Origin of the sequence: Lacticaseibacillus nasuensis JCM 17158 (genome assembly GCF_001434705.1) — a bacterium.
Lineage (GTDB): Bacteria > Bacillota > Bacilli > Lactobacillales > Lactobacillaceae > Lacticaseibacillus > Lacticaseibacillus nasuensis.
Genome location: NZ_AZDJ01000032.1, coordinates 239,524 through 259,891 on the forward strand (window position 1 = coordinate 239,524; position 20,368 = coordinate 259,891).

Annotated in this window: 17 protein-coding genes; 3 read left to right on the forward strand and 14 right to left on the reverse strand. The window is 56.0% G+C overall.

Features of this window, described 5'->3' with window-relative positions; translation table 11 throughout:
• Positions 1-157 precede the first annotated feature (157 nt).
• From FD02_RS10455 to FD02_RS10505, 11 genes are all read right to left on the reverse strand, one after another.
• On the reverse strand, positions 158-892 hold the full coding sequence (locus FD02_RS10455; RefSeq protein ID WP_054722281.1) for a GntR family transcriptional regulator: 735 nt from the start codon (positions 890-892) through the stop codon (positions 158-160).
• A 45-nt stretch (positions 893-937) separates the two neighbouring features.
• On the reverse strand, positions 938-1,426 hold the full coding sequence (locus FD02_RS10460; protein WP_054722279.1) for a GNAT family N-acetyltransferase: 489 nt from the start codon (positions 1,424-1,426) through the stop codon (positions 938-940).
• A gap of 9 nt (positions 1,427-1,435) precedes the next feature.
• The gene (dcuC, locus tag FD02_RS10465) at positions 1,436-2,842 is read right to left on the reverse strand and encodes a C4-dicarboxylate transporter DcuC (RefSeq protein ID WP_056952181.1); all 1,407 of its coding nucleotides are present in this window, start codon (positions 2,840-2,842) and stop codon (positions 1,436-1,438) included.
• Entirely contained in the window at positions 2,839-3,780 is a 942-nt protein-coding gene (locus tag FD02_RS10470; RefSeq protein ID WP_054722277.1) for a nucleoside hydrolase, read from the reverse strand. Before FD02_RS10470 ends, dcuC begins: the two co-directional genes overlap by 4 nt.
• 271 nt (positions 3,781-4,051) lie before the next feature.
• Entirely contained in the window at positions 4,052-5,062 is a 1,011-nt protein-coding gene (locus FD02_RS10475; RefSeq protein WP_056952184.1) for a zinc ribbon domain-containing protein, read from the reverse strand.
• Positions 5,063-5,073: 11 nt separating this feature from the next.
• On the reverse strand, positions 5,074-6,336 hold the full coding sequence (locus FD02_RS10480) for a PDZ domain-containing protein (RefSeq protein WP_056952187.1): 1,263 nt from the start codon (positions 6,334-6,336) through the stop codon (positions 5,074-5,076).
• A 32-nt stretch (positions 6,337-6,368) separates the two neighbouring features.
• On the reverse strand, positions 6,369-7,487 hold the full coding sequence (locus tag FD02_RS10485; RefSeq protein WP_054722267.1) for a serine hydrolase: 1,119 nt from the start codon (positions 7,485-7,487) through the stop codon (positions 6,369-6,371).
• Between the two features lie 275 nt (positions 7,488-7,762).
• Positions 7,763-12,940 (reverse strand): S8 family serine peptidase, encoded by a 5,178-nt coding sequence (locus FD02_RS10490; RefSeq protein WP_082603397.1) that lies wholly within the window; start codon positions 12,938-12,940, stop codon positions 7,763-7,765.
• 414 nt (positions 12,941-13,354) lie between these two features.
• Positions 13,355-14,344 (reverse strand): aldo/keto reductase, encoded by a 990-nt coding sequence (locus FD02_RS10495; protein WP_054722252.1) that lies wholly within the window; start codon positions 14,342-14,344, stop codon positions 13,355-13,357.
• 40 nt (positions 14,345-14,384) lie between these two features.
• Entirely contained in the window at positions 14,385-15,194 is an 810-nt protein-coding gene (locus tag FD02_RS10500) for a Cof-type HAD-IIB family hydrolase (RefSeq protein ID WP_054722249.1), read from the reverse strand.
• A 14-nt stretch (positions 15,195-15,208) separates the two neighbouring features.
• Entirely contained in the window at positions 15,209-15,550 is a 342-nt protein-coding gene (locus tag FD02_RS10505) for a hypothetical protein (RefSeq protein WP_054722247.1), read from the reverse strand.
• A gap of 191 nt (positions 15,551-15,741) precedes the next feature.
• Between FD02_RS10505 and FD02_RS10510 the strand changes: the two genes are divergently transcribed.
• Complete coding sequence (locus tag FD02_RS10510) at positions 15,742-16,005, forward strand: DUF2187 family protein (RefSeq protein WP_054722246.1); 264 nt, start codon at positions 15,742-15,744, stop codon at positions 16,003-16,005.
• Positions 16,006-16,043: 38 nt separating this feature from the next.
• Here FD02_RS10510 and FD02_RS10515 read toward each other — a convergent pair whose 3' ends face one another.
• Positions 16,044-16,724, reverse strand: coding sequence for a histidine phosphatase family protein (locus tag FD02_RS10515; protein WP_056952193.1), 681 nt, complete (start codon positions 16,722-16,724; stop codon positions 16,044-16,046).
• A gap of 11 nt (positions 16,725-16,735) precedes the next feature.
• Entirely contained in the window at positions 16,736-17,557 is an 822-nt protein-coding gene (locus FD02_RS10520) for a Cof-type HAD-IIB family hydrolase (RefSeq protein ID WP_054722242.1), read from the reverse strand.
• Between the two features lie 118 nt (positions 17,558-17,675).
• Between FD02_RS10520 and FD02_RS10525 the strand changes: the two genes are divergently transcribed.
• The gene (locus FD02_RS10525) at positions 17,676-18,155 is read left to right on the forward strand and encodes a ribonuclease H family protein (RefSeq protein WP_056952195.1); all 480 of its coding nucleotides are present in this window, start codon (positions 17,676-17,678) and stop codon (positions 18,153-18,155) included.
• Here the strand turns inward: FD02_RS10525 and FD02_RS10530 are convergent.
• Positions 18,152-19,045: a LysR family transcriptional regulator gene (locus FD02_RS10530; RefSeq protein WP_054722240.1), complete on the reverse strand. Its 894-nt coding sequence runs from the start codon at positions 19,043-19,045 to the stop codon at positions 18,152-18,154. The genes FD02_RS10525 and FD02_RS10530 overlap by 4 nt on opposite strands.
• Positions 19,046-19,159: 114 nt before the next feature.
• Between FD02_RS10530 and FD02_RS10535 the strand changes: the two genes are divergently transcribed.
• Positions 19,160-20,344, forward strand: coding sequence for an aminotransferase-like domain-containing protein (locus tag FD02_RS10535; RefSeq protein ID WP_054722238.1), 1,185 nt, complete (start codon positions 19,160-19,162; stop codon positions 20,342-20,344).
• Positions 20,345-20,368: the final 24 nt, after the last annotated feature.

Consider the following 20,368-nt stretch of genomic DNA (forward strand, 5'->3'; position numbering starts at 1 on the left):
AGTATAGGCAATTATTCTCCTGTGTGTACACTTTCATCCTTATTAATTGGTCCGTCCATATCCCCGTTTATTGTGCCCAGCATAATAAAACGTTCCAGACTAACGGCAATCACCGAAAGACTGGAACGAATGAGTTAATGAATTTCTATATGTGACGCTACGACTGCCCCCTCGTCTGCATGGCAGTTGGGAACCGCATGAGACTGGTCCGAAACAGTTCACTTGGAATGTAGAACTTGCTTTGCGCCAAGAGTTCCCCTGTAACCGCAAAAAGGTTCTCGGTCATCAGCATCAAGGGGCTTTTACTTCCCCACTGTCGTTTGAACGAACTTGGCTTACGGTCAGACTGCGTGATGGTGAGTTCCGAATTTGCACAATGCGCGTACAACTTCTGTTCAACGAACTTCACAATCTCCGCTTCGCTGGACAAGTTAATCCCCAGTCGATCAATAACGCTTGGGGGCGTAATGACGAACGCATTAGCCACATTAACTTGCTCATGACGGTACCAAATGTTCAAAGTGTAGTATGGCACGTTTTCCATCTGAAATAGGCGGTCGGTATATGCGCTTGGAATAGCTTCGTGATAGTAGACTTCTCGGTCATCAATGGGGACAGTTAAGCTTTCTGCCACTGGTATCCGCAGTGCCTCGATACCGGTATGATCGGTATTTGTGCTGGGTGAGACAAAGTGTCCCTGACCATGAACACTCTTAATGACGCCATCTTCCTTTAATAAAGATAACGCCGTTCGCAGCGTCACCCGACTAACTTCGAATTCATTACCTAGGATTTCCTCGGACGGTAACTTGGACCCAGCAGGAAGCTGGCCGTTCTTAATCATCTGTAGAATCTGGTTGTAAATTTGAACGTACTTGGCTGGTTTGTGCATGTTGGCCCCTCACATTCTGTTATCAGTGCTATCTTACCATTCACTTCAAACAAAATATTGATAACTTACAAACCCACCAAACGCCTCCCGACCAGGCATTAGGAATACATCACCACAGGTATAACCCGCCTGAGCGAGAAGATACCGCATTGGCAAGTTTTTCAAATGGGTCGTGACCTCCAGTCTCCGCACGTCATTTCGCCGTGCTGCCTGCTCTGCCATCGCAAGTAACTTAGCTGCTAAGCCTTGATGTGTGGCAACTGAACGAACCATCAATCGATGCAAGTGCCACGTTGAATTATCCTTGTCGCATTCAATACTTATCGTTGCATCAACCGTCGTCCCTAACGTCCACAACCGGGCCTGATTGATATCAGCCACCAGCACCTGCCTGTTGGGATACCGCTCATCCCACTGCTGGAAACCCTGTTTTTGCATCTGTGCCTTAGCATCTAACAGCAACGTCAATAACGCAGGCAAATCAGCCAAAGTCGCCAGTCGGGCTGTTAGTAGTGTCGAACTACCGTAAGTCACTAGATCCTCCTAAAATACCAATAGCGAGAGTACAAGCATCATTACCGTCCCAAATACCATTGGCACAGATGTACGTTTTACAATCTGTAATGGCTCTAGCTTTGTTGTTCCGGCAACAATCAGGACAACCGCAGCCACCGGTGAAACCGCCCGCAGTAAGTTGCCTGCAAGTTGCATTGGGATTGCTAATGCCTGAGGCTCTATTCCGGCCGCCTTACTGAGCGGAACAATCAGCGGAATCATCGCGAAGATTAACGCAGTGCCGCTCCCGCTGAGTAACACAATAATTGCGGTGAAGACAACCATGATCAGTGGCAGAATAACTCCGGATCCACCAACGTGCTGCATTGAGGTTTGAATCATCTGTATGATTCCAATGCTGGTCAGGCCCTGGACAAATACTGATGCAGAAACCAGTAATGCAACGACACTCATCACGTCGCCCATACCCTTGAAGAATGCACTGGTTTCCTTCAACACGCTTTGTAGCTGATGCTTCGTCACCATTTCCACAATTACTGCCACAGCAAAACTGATTAGCGATACAAGCTGAACAGAGATGTTATAGGTTTTCCCTGTCGCGATATTTACGAAGAATACGACCAGTAGCAAGATGATTGGTAGCAGGGGTAGGATGCTGTATAGGACACCAGTAAATCCTTTATAGGCTGGTGCCTCGGCCTGCTGCTTACTATCTCCTGAAGAATATCGATCCAGCTCTTCAGCATAACTCATGTCAGATTCAGCACGCTTATCCAGATGCTTTTGCCAGAAGTAATGCACTGCAGCAATCGCAATTAACGTTGGAATCGAGATAATCGCGTGGTAGCGGAACACATAATCTGTTACTGACATGTGAAGCTGTGCTGCTACGGCGACATTATCAGAACCGAGTGGGGTTGGAATAATTGTTGCAGATGTGCCAATAATCGCCGCTGCAGATAGACGTGACATCCCCGCTGTACGAAGGACTGGGTATAGCGTTGCTAACAAGATAATGGCTAAATTTGATGCGCTTGGCACAACAAGTGAGAGTAAGTTGCCGAGAAGGAAAACAACCGGGATGAGCACATAAACTGACTTTACCTTCGCGATTGGCTTCGTTAAGGCATGAACCGTCATTTGATTCGCACCAATATGGCTCATATATGCGCTATAGCCACCCAGAATTAAAATGACGAACCCTGGTCCAACTAACGTCGTAGAGAACTGATCCACGATAGCTTGAAAGGGATCCAGCCATTTGATACCTGTCGTGGCGGATACGGTCAGCTTATTCCCCAACAGCAATGCGATATACATCAACACAAGCCCCAACGTGAGCAAGGTCATCTTGATGTCATTTTTCTTTAACAGCATGTATACCAAGAATGCAACTGCGATAATCCCAATCACAGAAATCAGTATTGCGTTCATGAGTGCTCCTCCTCAGTTGTTGCACGAATCGCTTCGACAAACCACTGCTTAAATTTATACGTATCGACTGCTGTTGCCACCGTCACATTTGCGTCCTGATGTAGATAACCCCGCAAGTCGAACAGTGACGCTCCAGCAGTTAACGTGCCTGAAGTCTCAATGGCAAGATATGTGTCTACTGTCGTAAAGATATCAGGGTCTAGGATCAACCCCATCGCCAGTGCGTCATACATATGCAGGCCAGTCTTGAATGAACCACCGCGATACTTCGAAAACAAAGCGTAAAACATATCGCCAACTTTGCCCATTTCCTTTAACTGCTCCGAAGTTTCTGGCATTAGCTTTGCCTCACGCCCGACTTCCATTGGCGCAATTCTCAGTTTGAGCCCACTATCAATCACAATCTTGGCGGCTTCAGGGTCTGTACCAAAGTTGAACTCAGTCAAGACGCCTAAGTTCCCACGGCCAAGCGCACCACCCATGAGTACGACTTCGCCAACATTCGCCAAGTCGTCCGGATACTGATGAATGAAAAGCGCCAGATCGGTAAGCGGACCGATTCCAATCAATGTCACGGGAACATTACTGCTAGAAACCACTTCATGCATCGCTTGAGCAGCGGTCACAGAAGAATCAACCGCTACAGTGGGTTCAGGAAATGGATAACCGTCCATCCCTGTTTCGCCGTGCACATTGCCCGCATGTTGTGCGGCGTGCAGTAAAGGCCGCCGACTTCCGGCGACAACCCGAACCGGGCGATTTAAGAAGGTCAACAGTCGTCTTGTGTTAAAAATCGTCTTCTCAATGCTGACGTTTCCTTCTTCAGGAACAATCAATTGAACATCTAACTTTGGACTAAACAATGCAATTGCGATTGCTACTGCATCATCAATTCCTGGATCTGTACTGATAATGACTGGCACCTTTGAATCGGACATGAATAATTCCTCCTATATTGTTAACAGCGCTTTCATCTGAGCTCGTGAGAATTATACAACGTTGTATCTTTAAATACAACGTTGTTTTATTTTTTTTTTGTTTACGAACCGACAAGTCCTTCGCAATTCCTCATTTGAGTTGTCGCAAATTTTGAACCGATCGGTTAATCAAAGCAGATGCTCCGGTTCACAAGAAAAGCCTGCCATTAAACTGGCAGGCTTTTCTAGAGATGAAATCCGTAAACTGTACGAAAAAATGTTTTTGCTGTCGTTACCGGCGATAAATCGCCGTCGCATCATACACGCGCGTACCGCTTTTCGGTAGCTTGTCCTTGCTGGTGTCGGGACCGCGGAAGGTGTAGCCAACCACGGTGTAGTCAGCCGCGGTGGCCTTGACCTTATAGATGTAATCCTTAGGGTTGGCATGATAGGTCGCCATCATCGTCTTGACGTCCTTTTTCGTGTCGCTTGGCAACCCATTGTAGCTCTTCGCGTTAGTCGCGCGCTGCGCGGTGACCTTATCGGCCAGAGCCGCAGCTGCGGCTTGGTGGCTATGCCAAGCAAAGGCACCACCCCCAACAATGACAACGGCAACGCCAGCCACGATCAAGATGCGGTTGCGCCGGCGAGCACCAACAGCATGCGCGGCTTTTTCCTGCTCAGCCAGTCGCGTATATTTCGCCTGAAACTGAGCGAGTTGGGCCGCGCCGTCTTGATACCCGGTGAATTGCGCCAGATAGGTCAAGTAGCGTTGCAAATCGCTCGTCGTCGTGGCCGCCTGAGCGCCGGCCAAACCTTGACGATAGGCGGCATCGTAGTCTGCGGCCTGCTTCTGCTTGGCCGCCGCTGCCGCTTCCGCCGCCGCAGCTGCTTGCGCCTTTTTCACCAAGGCGAGCTTGGCTTCGGCATCTTGGAAGCCGGCGACTTGTTGGAAGCGCGCCGCGGCAGTGGTTAAGTCGCCGTGGCTGAAGGCATCGAGGCCTTCGCCGTATAGCCGTTCGCGTTGTCGCTGTTGGGCTTCGGCAAAGCCGGCCTTGGCCTTGGCCAATTGATCCGGCGCATCGGTGTAGGCGCCGAGTCGGTTAAATCCGTCGATCGCCTTGGCAAAATCACCAGCGGCCAGTGCCTCTTTGGCCTGAACGTACAACGCCTTTTGCGGATCGGCTGCGGCCTTTACCACGGCGATGGCCTGGGTTAAATCGAAGCCACAGTGCGCGCAAAATTTATTCGTCAGTTGATTCGTGGTCCCACAGTTGGGACAAATTACAGTCTGTTCTGCCATGTTCGTCCCTCCTAGTCCGTCAAATCGACGTCAGTGCTCTTCAGATGACCGTCAGCGGTGACGTAATCCACCGTCACGGTATCCCCTTCAGAGTAGTTGTACAAAATTTTGTCGACGTCCGCCGTGGTGCCCACGTAATAACCGTCGATGCGACAAATGACGTCGCCTTCTGCTAAGTCGGTGCCGCCGACGGAGCCGTCGGAGTCGATTGCGGTGATCACCAGCCCGATTTCCTTGTTGTTGTGCTTCTGGCCGATGTTGTAGCCATCGACGCCGAAGTTGATGTCTGTATCGTCATCAGTGCCTGGGTCAGGCAAGTCATCGTAGTCGGCCTTTGCCGCCTCATTTTGCGTAAGGTTCAGGTGTACCTTGGTGGACGACCCGTCAAGGAATTTCACCGTGACCGTTTTGCCTAACGGGATGCCTTGCAAAACGCTTTGCATGCTATGGCTCCCGAGAATGGAAGCACTGACCTTTTGACCGTCAATGGCGGTGATGACGCTGCTGTCAGACCAATCGGTACTAAAGCCGGCGTTGTCGGCGGGACCATCAGGCATGATTTGCATCGGAATCACGCCGATGCCATTGGCCATGTCGCCACGCAGCATCCCTAGCGACGGGTAAGTGCCCTTCTTTTTGGCCTCGGCCAGTTGCTTGGCTTCTTCGGCCTTGGCCGCTTCGCGCGCCTTTTGCGCCTTGGTCTTGGCCGCGATGTAAGTCGTGGTCTCACCGGCGATATCCTGCAATCCGGCGACGGCTACGTTATAGCCAACGGCGTCACCCTTAGCCTTAAAGGTCTTGGCTAGAGCTTGGAGGCTATCGATTTTCGCCTGGTTGTCCTTCGGGAAATTCTTGTCACTGGTCAGCTTCGTGAGCTTGCTGGTAGTAGCGTCTAACATATCGCCTTGCTTACTCATTTGTGCCGCCGTGGTCGTTTTTAGCTCGCGCTTGGCCGCCGCAATCAGTGTGTCCAAATGTTTGCCCTTCACGCGGCCAATGAGCATCTGATCGGTCGTCGTTTCGCCAACCTTGGGCAAGGCGGCCTTCAACTTCTTGCTGGCCGGGCCCGTCGCCAACGGATTAAACATCACGAGCTGGCGGGCTTCCTTGATTTGCGCGGCGACCACTTGATTGCCGTGCACATGCGAATAACCCAGCCAGCCCCCGGCGCCAATCACGACCACCGCAATGATGCCAATGATGACCCACTTGCGGGTGCTTTTCCCCTTGGCCGGCGCGGCTGGCGTCTGCTGAATCGGTTGTTGTTCTGTCATCCCATTATCCTCCATAATTATCCCCAGTTGGTTCAGTTGGCCGCGATCCACGTGGTGAGCTTGGCCCCCAGTGTCGCAATCGCGGACACTTCGCTGTCGGTTTGAGCCTGACTCGCGGTCAATGGTGCGTCGTGTTCCCCATCCATTTCAATCAACGCACATACCGCGAAAGTTTGGCCGCGATAGTCGATGATGGCCATGTCGTTTTCTATCCCACGCCAGTTCGATTCACCTGATTTGTTGTAGGCGACGGCCCCCGTCGGTAACTGGCTCGGCAACTTCGTGCGGTTCTTCGTGTGCAGCATGAGCGCCAGCATCGCCTTGTCCGCCGCAGGACTAACGATTTTCCCCTGCTTCATTTTGAGCAAGGTGTCGACCGCCTCTTCGGCATTGATGCGATTGGCCTTGCCGTTCTCCAAGTGACTGGTATCCATCATCTTGCGTTCGAGGCTGGTTTCGTGATCCGGTCCCACCACCTGGGCAATCGTCTTGTTCACCGCGGCAAAGCCACCTACTTCATCCATCATGACGTTGGTCGCGATGTTATCGCTTTGGCGAATCATCAAGTTCACCAACTCCTGCAACGTATAGGTGGTCCCCAGCTTGGCGTGCAACATTACCCCAGAGCCTTGCACGACGTCTTGCTGCCGCAACGTGTACTGCGTCGACGGATTAATTTGTTTAGCCTGAAGCAATTGATAATAGCGAATTAGAATGTAGAGCTTAATCGTCGACGCGGAAAATTGATGGCTGGCTGGGGTCCAATCGGCGACATAGGCGTGCGCCCCGCCGTTCAATGCCCGCACGGCCACGGTCCAGCGCGCTGGCCCATGGGTGCTTGCGGCCACGGTGCGCATCGTCTGCCCAATCACGGTGACCAAGCCAGCAGTGCTCGTTTTATCCAGCGGCGTGGCGACGCCGCTGACGTGCTCCGCTCCCGTCAGGCGGGTAAACTTGGTGTAGCGAGGAGGGGTCGGCTTGGTGACGCGTTTAGAACTAGTTTTCACGGCCACTTTACTGGACTGGCTTGGCGCCACCTTGCGCTTGCTGCTAGCCTGCGCGACCGGCTTCGCCCGGGTTTGCCAGGCGTGGACGCCCCAGATCCCCCCGCCAAGCACCAGTAGCACAACGACCACTAAGCTACTGAGCATGATGCGTTGTCTTCGTCGTCGCTGTCGCCGCATATCTCTCCCCCAATTTCTTCATCCCACTGTAATATGATTCTACTTATCGCAGTTTAAGTATACAAAAAAGGCGAGCCGCTGTCTGGCCCGCTTTGCATTATTGCGAGATTTTCCGCACTTTCTTGCTCTGATGACAAACAAACCGCCTTCACTTCAGCGCTGGGCTAAAGTAAAGGCGGTTATTAGTCTGGTGAATCGATTACCGTTCAACCGATATGGTGTCAATTACAAACGGATTAAACCTATTTCTCAACTCGCCGCTTCAGCTCCGCGCTACCGATGAAGGTCAGCACCATGACGCCGGCTAGTGCTAGTGCGCCGCTTGGATTGTCGCCGGCTTGTGGTAACGCCGCTGCAGCAGGCTGGGCTGGTTGCGCCGTAGCGACAACCTTCAGACTACCTTTCGCCGCTGGCTTGGTTGCTAACTGTTGTGGCTGCGCCGGTTGTTGCGCAGGCGTGGTGACTGCTGGGGTGGCTGAAGCTTGCTTGGCTGCGGCCAGGCCGGCGTTGTATCCCGCCACAAAACTGGTCAGCCACTGGCTCGTTTGCCCACTCAGGTCAGGTAGTGGCGAGTTGGTCTTACCCAAGGCGAATCCGGTGGCATATGCCGCTTGCTTCGCCTTGGTTTCGGCCGTCTTCGAGGCTTGGCTCGACAGGTTCGGGGTGTCTGCCGTGGTGAACGTCGCATCCACGCGCTCGATCACGTAGGTCTTGTTAGTGGTATTACCCAGCTGATCAGTCGCGACGATGGTCAAAATGTTGCGGCCATACTGGAGCGGTACGCTGGTTTCGCCCGAGGCGGCGCCGAACTGGTTGACGCCGGTATCGCCGTCGGTTTCCGCTGACTTTTGCCGAAGCAGTTGGCTACCGTTGACGGTAAGCGTGAAGTCGTCGCTATCGTCATTGGCGGTGGCATCAACGTCCATGTGATCCGCGCTGGTGGTCAGCACGGTCACGCCATCCCCAGTCGCTTGGATATTCGGCACCTCAAGCGTTGGGGCAACCGTATCAGTGGTGAAGACCAACGCGTTCCGGTAGATCTGGACCTCACCGTCGCTACCATCATCGTTGATCTGCTGAAGCACGAGGGCGTATCCGATTGCCTTGTTGTCGCTGGCGCCGATTTTCACGGTGTAGCTGAAGTTGCCATCTGCATCCAGGGTGACCCGGTTGGCCGGATCGGCCTCGCTAGTGGAGTTGCCCAGGATGTACAACCCGGCGTTGTGGTACTTGCCGTAAACCACAGAGTCGCCGCTAGTCGCCACGTGCCCGGTGATCGTGTAGGTGCCTGCCGCCGCGTCATAGCCGGCGGTCGTGTCAGTGACGGTTGCCGTCGTGGCGTCTGCCGCAGCCGCTTGCGCGGTGCTCAGCACCCCGGTGGCGTTAATTTGGTTGGACAGTTGCGCGTTATCGAAGGTCAGCACATCCTGCTCCGGCATGCTGAACTCGCTGCCGGTGTAGCCTTGGCTGAACGCTTGCGCGTGGGCGAGGTCGATGATGTGGCCTTGGCCGTTGCGGTCTTCTTCAATGTCGTAGTTCAACTGGTTGAGCCAGTTGGCCTTGTTGTGCGACTCGGTGTAGCCGCCGTCGTTGTAAAACAGCAACAGGTTTTCCGTCGCCGGATCCATTAACATGTCGCGCAACTTCTCGTAATCCGTCGATGGGGCGAGCAACGTCGCATTGGTTTGATCGACCAGCGTCCCGGTGTTATCCCCTGCGACCACGAACGAGGCATCGGTGGTCGACATCTTATAGACACCAGCCTCACTGGTCGGCGCAATGCCGTAGCCGAGGTACAGCCCGCCGCCGAAGCTAAAGCTCATCGCTGCGGCGTCGTTGATATCGTCAACCGTGAACAAAATGTCGCCGTTCGCATCAGGCGTGCCGGTGTATACCGCACCGGTGATGACGTCGCGGATGAAGTACTGGGTGCCCGCTGGCCCAGAGACATGGGCCTTGAGAATCGCCTTCCCCGTTTCGTTCGTCCAGGCAATGGCAGCGCCAAACGCATCGGTGGTGATCCCGGCGCCGTCCAGGGAAATCATTTGCACTTGGCTCAAATCCGTCCCGGTGGTGTAGAAGTGGAACGTCGGGGTCTCGGTGTCGGCCGCCGTCGTGGTCGTGGCATTCGCCGCAACGCCTGAGTCAACCGTCGCCTCAGCCGCATTGCCGGCGGCGTCATGCAGAGTCAACCCGATTTGCCCATCGCTTGCCGTCAAGGCCGCCACTTGAGCCGCCGTCAAGGTCGCGGTGAAGTGACCGGATGCCGCGCTGGCGTTCAGGGCCACCTGCGAATCCGCATCGCCAATCGTCACGGTTACCTGCGTATTCTTGGTGAAGCCGATTCCGGTGTCGCTGTAGTCGAAGCCGATCGTTTGCGTGGCGGCATCAAAGGCCGCAGCAGTGATCGTCGGCGCGCTGGTATCAACGGTAATTGGCAGCTCAAACGACTGGGTTTGCTTGGCCCCAGGGTAATTCAGCGTGCCGATGACCTTGTAGTAGTACTGGCCATCTGCAGCCGCCACCTGAGTCCCCGTGGTCGGATCGTAGACCGTGCCGTCCCAGTTCAGCGCCGTCGGGTGACCGTTGACACTTGTACTCATGCGAATGTCGACGGGATCGTTGTTTTCCCCGTAGGCACTGGTGCCGCCGCCTTCGAGATTAGTTTCATGGTCCAGCGTCCGGATGACGTTCCCATCCGCGTCCACGATTTCCACCGTCAACGTCTTCAGGTTCTGGGTGGTGTAAATGACTGGGGCCACGGTGTCGTTTTCGCCGTCGCCGTTCGGTGAAATGGCGGCCTTGGTTGGATCGGCCAACGCGACTGCGCCTTGAACTGCGGCCGCATCATTCCCGCCGTTGGCAAAGGTCGTGTTGCCGTTATCGGCCAGTGCCTTTACGGCGTCGCTGCTGCTACCAATGCCCAGTGGCAACTGGTTGTTGTCTTGCAGGTAGTTGACCAGGCCCCGCCCGGTGTTGTCGAACACGTCTTCCTCGGTCAAATCGCCATAAAAGCCTAAGTAAGGGACGTGAATGGTTTGCTTGGCATCGCTATTCACACTGAAGGTCAGGTACCCTTCCACCGCCTGATTCTTGGCGACGCTGGCATCGAAGTGCAAGGTGAAGGTCACGTCTGCCGTGCCGCCTGCGTCAACGGTTACCGTGGTTGGCCCGTCAATTTTTGCCCCGGCCACGGCCTCTTCATGCGTGGTCCCAGCGCCGGTGAGTTTACCATCGGCGCCCTTGTCGAACACGCTAGTCAAAACGGCGCCCGGATCAATCGTGTAAGTCGCGGCGGCCGTGCCAAAGTTGTTCAGGTGAATGGTGAACTGATCGCCATCTGCCACCGTGTATAAGGACTGCGAGCCGACCCCGGTTGGTGTACCGTCCGCCGTGGTGCCTTCAGCCGTCACCGACCGGGCCGCCGCCAGGTAGACCTGCACGGAACCGGCGCCTTGTTGCCGCGGCGACAACGGAATCGTCGTGTCGTCTGGTTCGTAGTTCAATTGCGCGCTGTTCATCAGCAACAGCTTGATGGTTTGTACCAGCGCGCTGCCCGTGACCTCAGGGTGCTCGTCCTTCATGTATTGCATCAGGACCGCCGCGGCGCCAGAGATGTACGGCGTGGCCATCGAGGTCCCTTGCATGATTTGGTACTGGTCCTCGTATTCCGTAGACTTGATGTTACTCCCTGGTGCCGTGATGTCCGGCTTCAAGGTGAAGTCAGCCAACGGACCAACGGAGCTAAACGGTGCCATCGCCCGGTTTTGCGTGGTCAGGTAGGTCATCAAGTCGAAGGTATCCTCGGCCGCGACGGTCATGGCATCATCTGTGGTCGCCGGGTTAGAAATCGTCGAATAGTTTTCTGGCGTGTAATCCTTGCCCCCAGCTGCGCCAACATTGGCCCGACTGTCGGAGTTGGACGCCGCTACGACAACGAAGACGCCGTGTTCCATGGCGTACTTAATCGCCTGTACGGTTGGATTGTCCGGGTCGTTGTTGAGGTAAGTGTTCCCAATCGACATGTTGATGACGTTGGCCCCTAAGGCGACGGCATCGTAAATCGCGCGCGCCAGGGTGTCGTTAGACTGGGAGCCTGCGTCGTCGATGATGCGCAGATCCAGCAGTTGTGCTTCCGGCGCCACGCCGACCGTAAACCGGGCCGGCCCGTCTTCGCTGGCCACCAAGGCTGCTTCCAGATCATCCTCGGGCAACGTTTGCAGATCCGTCGCAGTTGGCAGCTTGTTGCCCGTTTTTTCACCGTTGGCCGCGATGATCCCGGCGACGTGTTCACCGTGGTCCTCTTCGGCGGTGTAGGTGTTTTGATCGGAGTTGCTGCTGTAATTATAGGCAAAAATAATCTTGTCGTTGACGTAGGTGCCGTAGCCATTCTTCGCGATGAAGTCCTTGGCCTTTTGGGCGTTGGCTTTTGCCGAATCGCTGTCGGGATCGGAAAGGCGCAGATCCTTTTGCGGTTCAACCCCGTCGTCAATCACAGCGACGACGGTGCCGGCACCGGTATACCCAGCTTGCAGCGCCTGCAGCGCCCCACCGTCGTACAGCGAGTCGGCGTCGACTGGCGGTTCGCTGGCATCAAAATACTTACTGTTGAACAAGGTCGCGGCGCTCATCGCCGTATCAGATTGCCATTGCGCAAAGGCGTCATTGGCCACCATGGTCGAAAAGTCGCCATAGGTGAAATCGCCATTCTTGACGTATTTCTCCTGTTGCGCGTAATAATCCTTCACGATGGCATCAAGCGTCTCCGTGGTCGGATCGATGCCGGCATAGGTGAGCTGCTTGGTCAAATAATCGTACAAATGGTTCGCAGCTGCCGGTGTCAGCGCGGTCGAGCCGGCGGCCGTTGCGGTCGCAGTCGCGGCGTCCCCGGTACTCGTCTCCGGTTGGTCGCCGGTCGTTGTCGCGTCGCCGCTTTGATCGGCGGTCGTGGTGTCGCCGTTCGCGTCGTCATCATCGGTGGTCGCCGCGTCCGAGTCATCTGTTGTTGCATCATCACCAGTTTGCCCCGAGTCGGTGCTGGCCGCCGGGTTGGTGGCCGGCGTAGCCGCTGGTTCAGTGGTCGGCGCAGTCGATGCGGTGTCTGCATCGGTCCCGGCTTGGGCCGTCGCTGGTGCGGCCGGAGTCTGTGAGGCCGCAGGTGTTGCAGTGGTCGCTGATTCTACAGTGGCCGCAGATTCCGCGCTGGCCGCAGATTCCGCACTGGTCTCCGTTGCCGTGACCTGCTGGCTGGCGTTTGGCTCGGTTGCCGTGGCCGCTTGAACAGCCGTGTTCGGTGCGCCAAATGCCGCAAAGGCCAACCCGGCGACGGCAATTGCCATATACGCCCAAGTCTTGCCCCGCTTGAACATCTTATAATGAAGTTTGATCTCACCCAATTTACGTTGTGCCCAATTCCTCATTCCATCACATCCCCTTCAAGTTTTCGGCGCCTACCTCGCACCGTTGATGGAGATTGTATATCTAATTATTCTCACTTTCAACACACAGAATTCTCACATAATAGTCTTATTTTTATGTGCATTGGATTTTCCTTTTTGTTTCGCAGAATATTCGGGCCGGACAGTACAACTCAATTTGGGCTTCCTCGCTGCGTTACGACCCGACTGTCGCGACACCAACCCCGAACCGGCATGTTTTCAGTATTTTCATGATTAACGTTAAGGCAGACGTAGCCACCGGTAACGTTATTTTTTTGATGGCTTCGCGCTGGCCAATTTTTTTAAAAATATTTTTTTGCTAACTAACTTTTTATCACTTGCCCAGCAGCCAAAAAAAGAACCGCTGCCAGTCAGCAGCGGTTCCATGAACGTTAATTACTTCAAAATGTCATCGATTGCCTTTAATTCGGCCGGCGTAAAGTCGAGGTGGTCGACCGCCGCCAGGTTGTCTTCAAGGTGCGCAACGCTGGTCGTCCCAATCAACACGGTCGTGACCACGGGATCGCGCAGCAACCAGGCCAGCGCCATTTGCGCCAGCGTCTGGTGCCGCGACTGGGCGATTTCGTTAAGCTGATTCAGCTTCTTCACGACGGCATCCTTGCCGTCCTTAAAGGTCGCCTCGTTCGTCGGGTGAATCTTAAAGTCGGCCGGGATGCCCTTGAGGTAGCGATCCGACAACAGGCCTTCGGAAAGGGGCCCGTAGCTGACGATGCCGGTGCCGGCATCGCGCATCACGTCGGTCAAGCCGGTGGTTTCAACATTGCGGTTGAACATGTTGTAACTCATCTGGTTGACGACAAATGGCGTGCCGAGGTCCCGGAATAGTGCAATCGCCTCTTGGGCCTGCGGTGTCTGATAATTCGACACGCCAATGTACAGCGCCTTGCCTTGGCGCACGACTTCGTCCAGTGCGCGCACGGTTTCCTCGATGTCGACGGTATCGTCGAAGCGGTGCGCATAGTACAAGTCGACGTAATCGAGGTGTAGCCGGCGCAGCGACCCGTCGATGCCTTGTAGCACCGCCTTGCGGGAAGTCCCGGTGCCATAAGGGCCGGGGTGGATCTCATAGCCGACCTTGGTGGCAATCACCAACTCGTCGCGGTACGGCTTCAATTCGCGATTCAATACTTCGCCGAGCAGCGTTTCACTGGAGCCAAAGTCTCCGTCACCGTAGTGATTGGCAACGTCGAAGTGGAACACGCCACGGTCGAATGCGGCGAGAATCACGTCGCGCCGGGCGGCCAGTGGATCCTGGCTGCCATAATGCTGCCAAAGGCCTAAGGAAATCACCGGCAACATCAAGCCACTATTGCCGGCATGGCGCACCGGAATGTGGTTATATCGATCTTCATTAGCTGAGTACATACAGATTAAACTCCCTTCGAGTCAGTCGCGCAATGCGGCCTTAAGCAAAATAGGTTTCGAGGAACTGGGCCAGTCCGTCTTCAGTATTCGCACCGGTGACGTGGTCGGCCACGGCTTTCACCTCCGGCAGCGCATTCCCCATGGCCACCGCAATGCCGGCCGCGCGCAACATCCCCACGTCATTGAGGCCGTCGCCAAAGACGATGGTCCGCTCCGGTGGAATCCCGGTTTTGGCCTGAAGCTCGCGAATCGCCACCGCCTTGTCGACATGGGCCGGAATCAATTCGAGGTTAGTCGGCTCAGAGGCGGATACATGTAGCGTACCACCGGCGTTCAAGGCCGTGCGAATCTCGGCCAAGGCCGGCACATTCGTAAAGCTGAGAATCAGGCCGTTGGTAATGCGATCGGCATATTGCAACAAGCCGGCCACGTCTCCGGTTTCAATCAAGTCGATGTGATTTTCCGCGGGGGCAAAAATCTCCAGGCCAGCTTGAATGTCTGCCGGGGGCGGCGTGATGTAAAACAGCTGATCGTCGCTGAAGTACATCGGTGTCACGCGGTGGGCGATAGCTGCTTCGGCGGTGGCCCGCAGCGCCGCGGCACCGAGCAGGTGATGCACGCGCTCGCCGTTGAAATCGTACACCGCACCATTGGCGGCAATGATTTCGGCGCGGGAATCGACTTGGCTAGCAATCGGGTGCGCCAGGTTGTACATGCGGCCGCTAGCCACGTAGAACTCGTGGCCGGCGTCGAGTAATTGACTTAACGTCGCGGCTGTCCGCGGCGTCACGCGCGTGTGATCGACGGCTAAGGTGCCATCGATATCGCTAATAATGAGGTGTGGGGCCATGAGTACCGGCTTTCTTAACGTCCTTGGGGAATCTTGGCAACCGCGGCATTGTACCACTCTTGCCAGCTTTGGGTTGGCACCCCAGAGGCGTTAAAGGTCGCCCCTAGCGTGGTCAACAGCGCAATCAAATTCTCGCGGCGCAGGCTCAACAACCCAGCCGCTTGTTCTTCCAGTGACAGTGGCTGGTTATCGTACAGCCATTGGTTGATATCCGCCACGTGGCCGGCCGCGTCGATTTGCACAATCACGTCCAGCTCGCCGTCCCGAAACTTCTGCAAGTAAAACTTCACGAACCCGTCGAGTGCGGCGGTTTGGGCTGAGGCCTTTAGGTCTGTGATCAACATCTCTTTTGCCATCTTCGTCTCCCTTTCATGAACCATACTACTATAACGATAGCGCATGAACGGGGGTCCGGGCAAGGGAAACCGCCGCCTACCGTTCTAGTCAAGAAAGCGTGAACAATATTTATTAATGGTCATATTCCTTGCGTTTTAATCATCAATGCTTTAGACTGCCCTTTATTGTCATTCTGAAAGGACTGGATACGATGAAGATGGAAGAAATTCGCCTCGGCGATAGCGTAGCGTGCAAGGTCAAGGAAGACATGGACGCGCCGTTTACCGGCACGGTCGAAAAGAAGTACGAAAACTCGGTACTGCTCGATATCACGGACTACGATCAGCGCGACAAACAAAACGTGACAGAGCTTAACTTCAAAATCGTCGTCAATTTAAAGGCCATCACCACGAACTTCGGTGGCGGCGTCGAACCCGAACCTGAAGAAGCAGATGATGAAGAAGCCGCAGAATAAAGCTTAGAAACCAGCCTTCCCGCCACGCGAGAAGGCTTTTACTTTGCCGTCATCCCGGCGTGCACCCACGCCAGGCTGTTGAAGTCTTGAACGTGGAAGGTGGCCTGATCGTAGGTCAAGGTAGTCACGCTGGCGTTGCCAACGGCGGTGAGGTTGCCGATGTCGAACCCAATCGCGGCGAGCCATAACAGAATCGACGCACCATGCGCCACCACCAACACGCGGGCCTGGTCAGCCGCCGCAGCGGTTTCGGCAATCTCGCGCATTGTCGTGTCGAACCGCGCGGCAACCTGCAGGGCCGTTTCCGCCTCGTTAGGCGTCTGGTCGCGGTTGGCAGCGTTGGTCAAGTTAGCCAAGTCGATCAAGGAATAGCGCGCCATCACGGCCGCCAACGTTGGCAGGTGAAAGACGCCTTGCGTCAATGCAGTGGTCGGCTCGCCTTCGTACTTGCCATAGTTCTCCTCGCGCAACCCCGGCCGCTTGTGCACGGTGAGGGCGTTGCCCGCGGCGGCCAAGGCATAGTTGGCCGTATCAAAGGCCCGTGTCAAGTCGCTACTATACGCGGCGGCGACGCGCACACCGGCCAGGCGCATACCGCGGCCCAGCGCCTGAGCCATGTCAACACCCGCTGGCGTCAGCTCAGAATTGGCCATGCCTTGAATCCGGGATTGCACGTTGAACACCGTTTCGCCATGGCGCACCAGTAATATTTCTACCATCATAATCTCCTTTACATTGCCTGCGCGGCCAACCCGTGGGCCGTCAGGTACCGCGCCACGCCGTCATGGGCATTGTCTGCACTCGTGACCACATCAGCCAACTGTTTGATCGCCGGCTTGGCGTTGGCCATCGCCACGCCGGTGCCGGCATACGCCAACATGTCCGCATCGTTTTGATCGTCGCCAAACGCAATGATGTCTGCCGGTGCGATGCCATACCGGCCGGCGACATACGCCAGGCCCTGCGCCTTACCCGAGCCAGGGGCAGTGACCTCAAGCGCGGTGTGCTCACCTTGCCACGCGCCCCAGGTTTGGCTGGTCAGCTGCGGGAAGCGTTCGTGCACCGCGGCTTGAAGCGGCCCCAAGGTGTGCTCGGCGATAAACATCGTGACCGAAATCGGTGCCTGGCGCAGCCCCGCTTCATCAAACAAGGTCGTCGGGTGTGGCAGGTCCGGCAAAAAGGGAATATTGGTGTAGCCATGATCCGCCAACAAGAGTTGCTTGCCTTCCGCCACCATCACCTTAATGGCAAACTGCCGCTTCAGGTGCGTCAACGCCAACGCCGTGGCTGGCGAAATCGTCACCTGCCGCTCGCCGGCCCAGGCTTGGTGTGGGCGGTGAATCAGCGCGCCATTGAAGTTGATCAGTGGACTGGTCAGCCCCAGTTCATCATAAAACTGCTCCGAAATACTGTCGGGGCGCCCGGTGGCGATCACCACCACGTGGCCGGCCTGCTGCGCGGCACGCAAGGTGGCAATCGTGTGCGGCGTCAGGTGGCCGGTCGCATCTAAGGTGGTGCCGTCGAGGTCTAAGGCAATCAGTTTGCGTGTCATGGGTTCCCTCCGTTCACTAAGGTTCCATTCTAGCAGAAATCCCCCGACTCCTCTATAATGGGCAAAGCAACCAGTGGTCGATTCCGCGTCCACACAACTATTCCGAAGGGAGCTCGAGATGCCAGACATAATTTTGTATACCGATGGTGGCAACCGCAATACCGGCAATAATAAAGGTGGCAGCGTCCGGCCCACCGACAAAAGCGCCTGGGCCGCCTTGTTGAAGTGGGGCGACTACGAAAAGATGCTCACCGGCGGCGACTATGGAAAAACCAACAACCAAATGGAAATCACCGCCGTCGTCGAAGGCCTGCGCGCCATCACCGACCCCAGCGTGCCTGTGGCGGTTTACTCCGACTCGGCTTACGTCATCAACACGATGACCGAGCGCTGGTGGGTTAAGTGGGAGCAAAACGGCTGGATGAAGCAAGGCCAACCGGTGAAAAACGCCGACTTGTGGCAGGCCCTGCTCGAGCAGGTGCGGCGGTTCGACCACCTGAGCTTTCACAAGGTCAAAGGCCACGCCAATAACCGCGACAACAATCGCGTTGACGCGGCCTTAAACCAAACCATGGACGAACTGGCGACCAAGCACTAGGCTAGACACGCCTCACCATACGTCGTTTTCAGATAATCGAGAATCACCGCCTGCATCTTTTCGACAGACGGTGATTTTTGCGTCGTCGGGTTGACCACCATGCACAGCGTCCGGGCAAACGGCTCACTAAACGGGTAGACATTGACGTCGCCGGTGAGCTTTTGGAGCGCCAGCTTCGGCAAGACGCCAAAGCCCAACCCGGCTTCCACCATCGAGAGAATCGACTGGTCGTCAATCGAATAGCGCAGCTCGGTGTTGGCGACGTGGTAGCGGTCCAAGGCGGCCTTGGTGTCGCGGTCGTAGTCGCTTTGCTGCAGGATGAAGCTTTGCTTGGCCATGTCCGAATCCGTCATCACCGAACCGTTCTTCGGGACGAAGGCCTTGGGGGTCACGGCGTAAATCGGGTCGTGCAACAGCGGCGTCGTTGGCAGTTGATTCGGCACCGGCATCAGGGAAAAACCGATGTCGATGGCGCCGATTCGCACCTGTTCGACAATCTCGTTGAAGCTGCCCTGCATCACCGTCACCTGCACCTTGGGGTACAGGTGCTTGAACCGGCGAATAATCGGCGGCAACCAGTTGGTCGACACCGACGAAAACGCGCCGAGGCGAATGCGACCGGTGTTGAGGCCGTTGATGTTATCGGCGATTTGCGTCAGCTGGTCGTCGAGGTTCAAAATCGCCTGAACGGTGGGTAAGATCTGTTGGCCATCCGGCGTCAAGGTGACGCCGCTGCGGTTGCGGATGAACAGCGGAAACCCGAGGTCGCTTTCCAGCTGGCTAATGCTGTGGCTGACCGCGCTCGGCGTGACGTTCAAGCTGGCGGCTGCTTGGATAAAGGTGCCGTTATCGACGACGGCGCGAAAGACTTCATAGCTAAAATTACTCATGCTGACCCCTTTAAGTGAATTCGTTTCATGATGAATTGAACAGGTTGAGTTTGTCTTCACCTTAACACCGCGGTAGCATGAACTCAAGGCTTAATCTCGAAGGGGGAGCAACACATGGAATTTGCTAACAGAGTGGCGCGGGTCGAACGCGCCGGCTTAACCGATTTGTTCGCACCGGATGAGCAGACCATCAGCTTTGCTGGTGGCCTGCCGGATCCCGCGGTGTTCCCCAAGGCCGCGCTGCAGGCCGCCTTTGCCAGCCGCGCCCAAACCGATAGCGCCTTTCAATACGCCAACAGCGACGGCTACGCCCCGCTGCGCGCCCAGCTAGCCAAGCTGATGCAGGCAGACGGCGTGTCCGTCAATGCCTCGGACTTGTTGATCACCCAAGGGGCCCAGCAAGGCATCGACCTCACCGCGCGGCTGCTGCTCAATCCCGGCGACGGCGTCGTGGTTGAAGGCCCCACCTACCTCGGGGCGCTGGCGGCGTTTGACGCCTATGAACCCACCTATTATGAGGTGCCGGTAGAACCAGACGGCATGGATCTACACGCCTTGCAGAAGATTCTGCTGACTCACTCGGTCAAGGTGATCTACACCGTCCCCGATTTTCAAAATCCAACCGGGGCCGTGATGTCACTGGCCAAGCGGCAGGCCTTGATTCGCCTGGCGCACCAATACGATGTCGTGATCCTCGAAGACGCCCCTTACCGACTGTTGCGTTATGAAGGCGACGCATTGCCGACTCTGCACAGCCTCGACCCAGACGGCCGAGTGGTGCTGCTTGGCAGTTTCTCCAAGATTCTCTCGCCCGGCTTGCGCATCGGCTGGCTCACCGCGGCGCCGCGGTTGTTGCAGGCGCTCACGGCGTTAAAAGGCGGCGCGGACGTGGAATCCAGCGCGCTGGTGATGCAAAGCATCTCGACGTATTTAGCCAGTGCGGACTTTCCGCAACACCTGGCCAAGCTGCGCAACTATTACCGCACCAAGCGCGACGCGATGCTCACCGCCTTGGCGAGTCTGCCGCCAGCCATTCATTATACGCGGCCAACCGGTGGGTTCTTCGTCTACCTCACCGGGCCGAGCTGGCTAGACTTTAGTGCCTTGCAGCAAACCGAGCTGGCCGAAGCCCACGTGGCGCTGGTGCCCAGCAAGAACCTGTACCCGTCGCATGCGATCACCAACGGCGCGCGGCTGACCTTTGCCGCGCCGGCGCTGGCCGACATTGCACCAGGAATAGCCCGCCTCAACCGCGCCTTGACCCAGGTGCTCCACGAGGTCCCGGCAGTAAACAAATAGGCAACTCGCCGCGGCGAGTTGCCT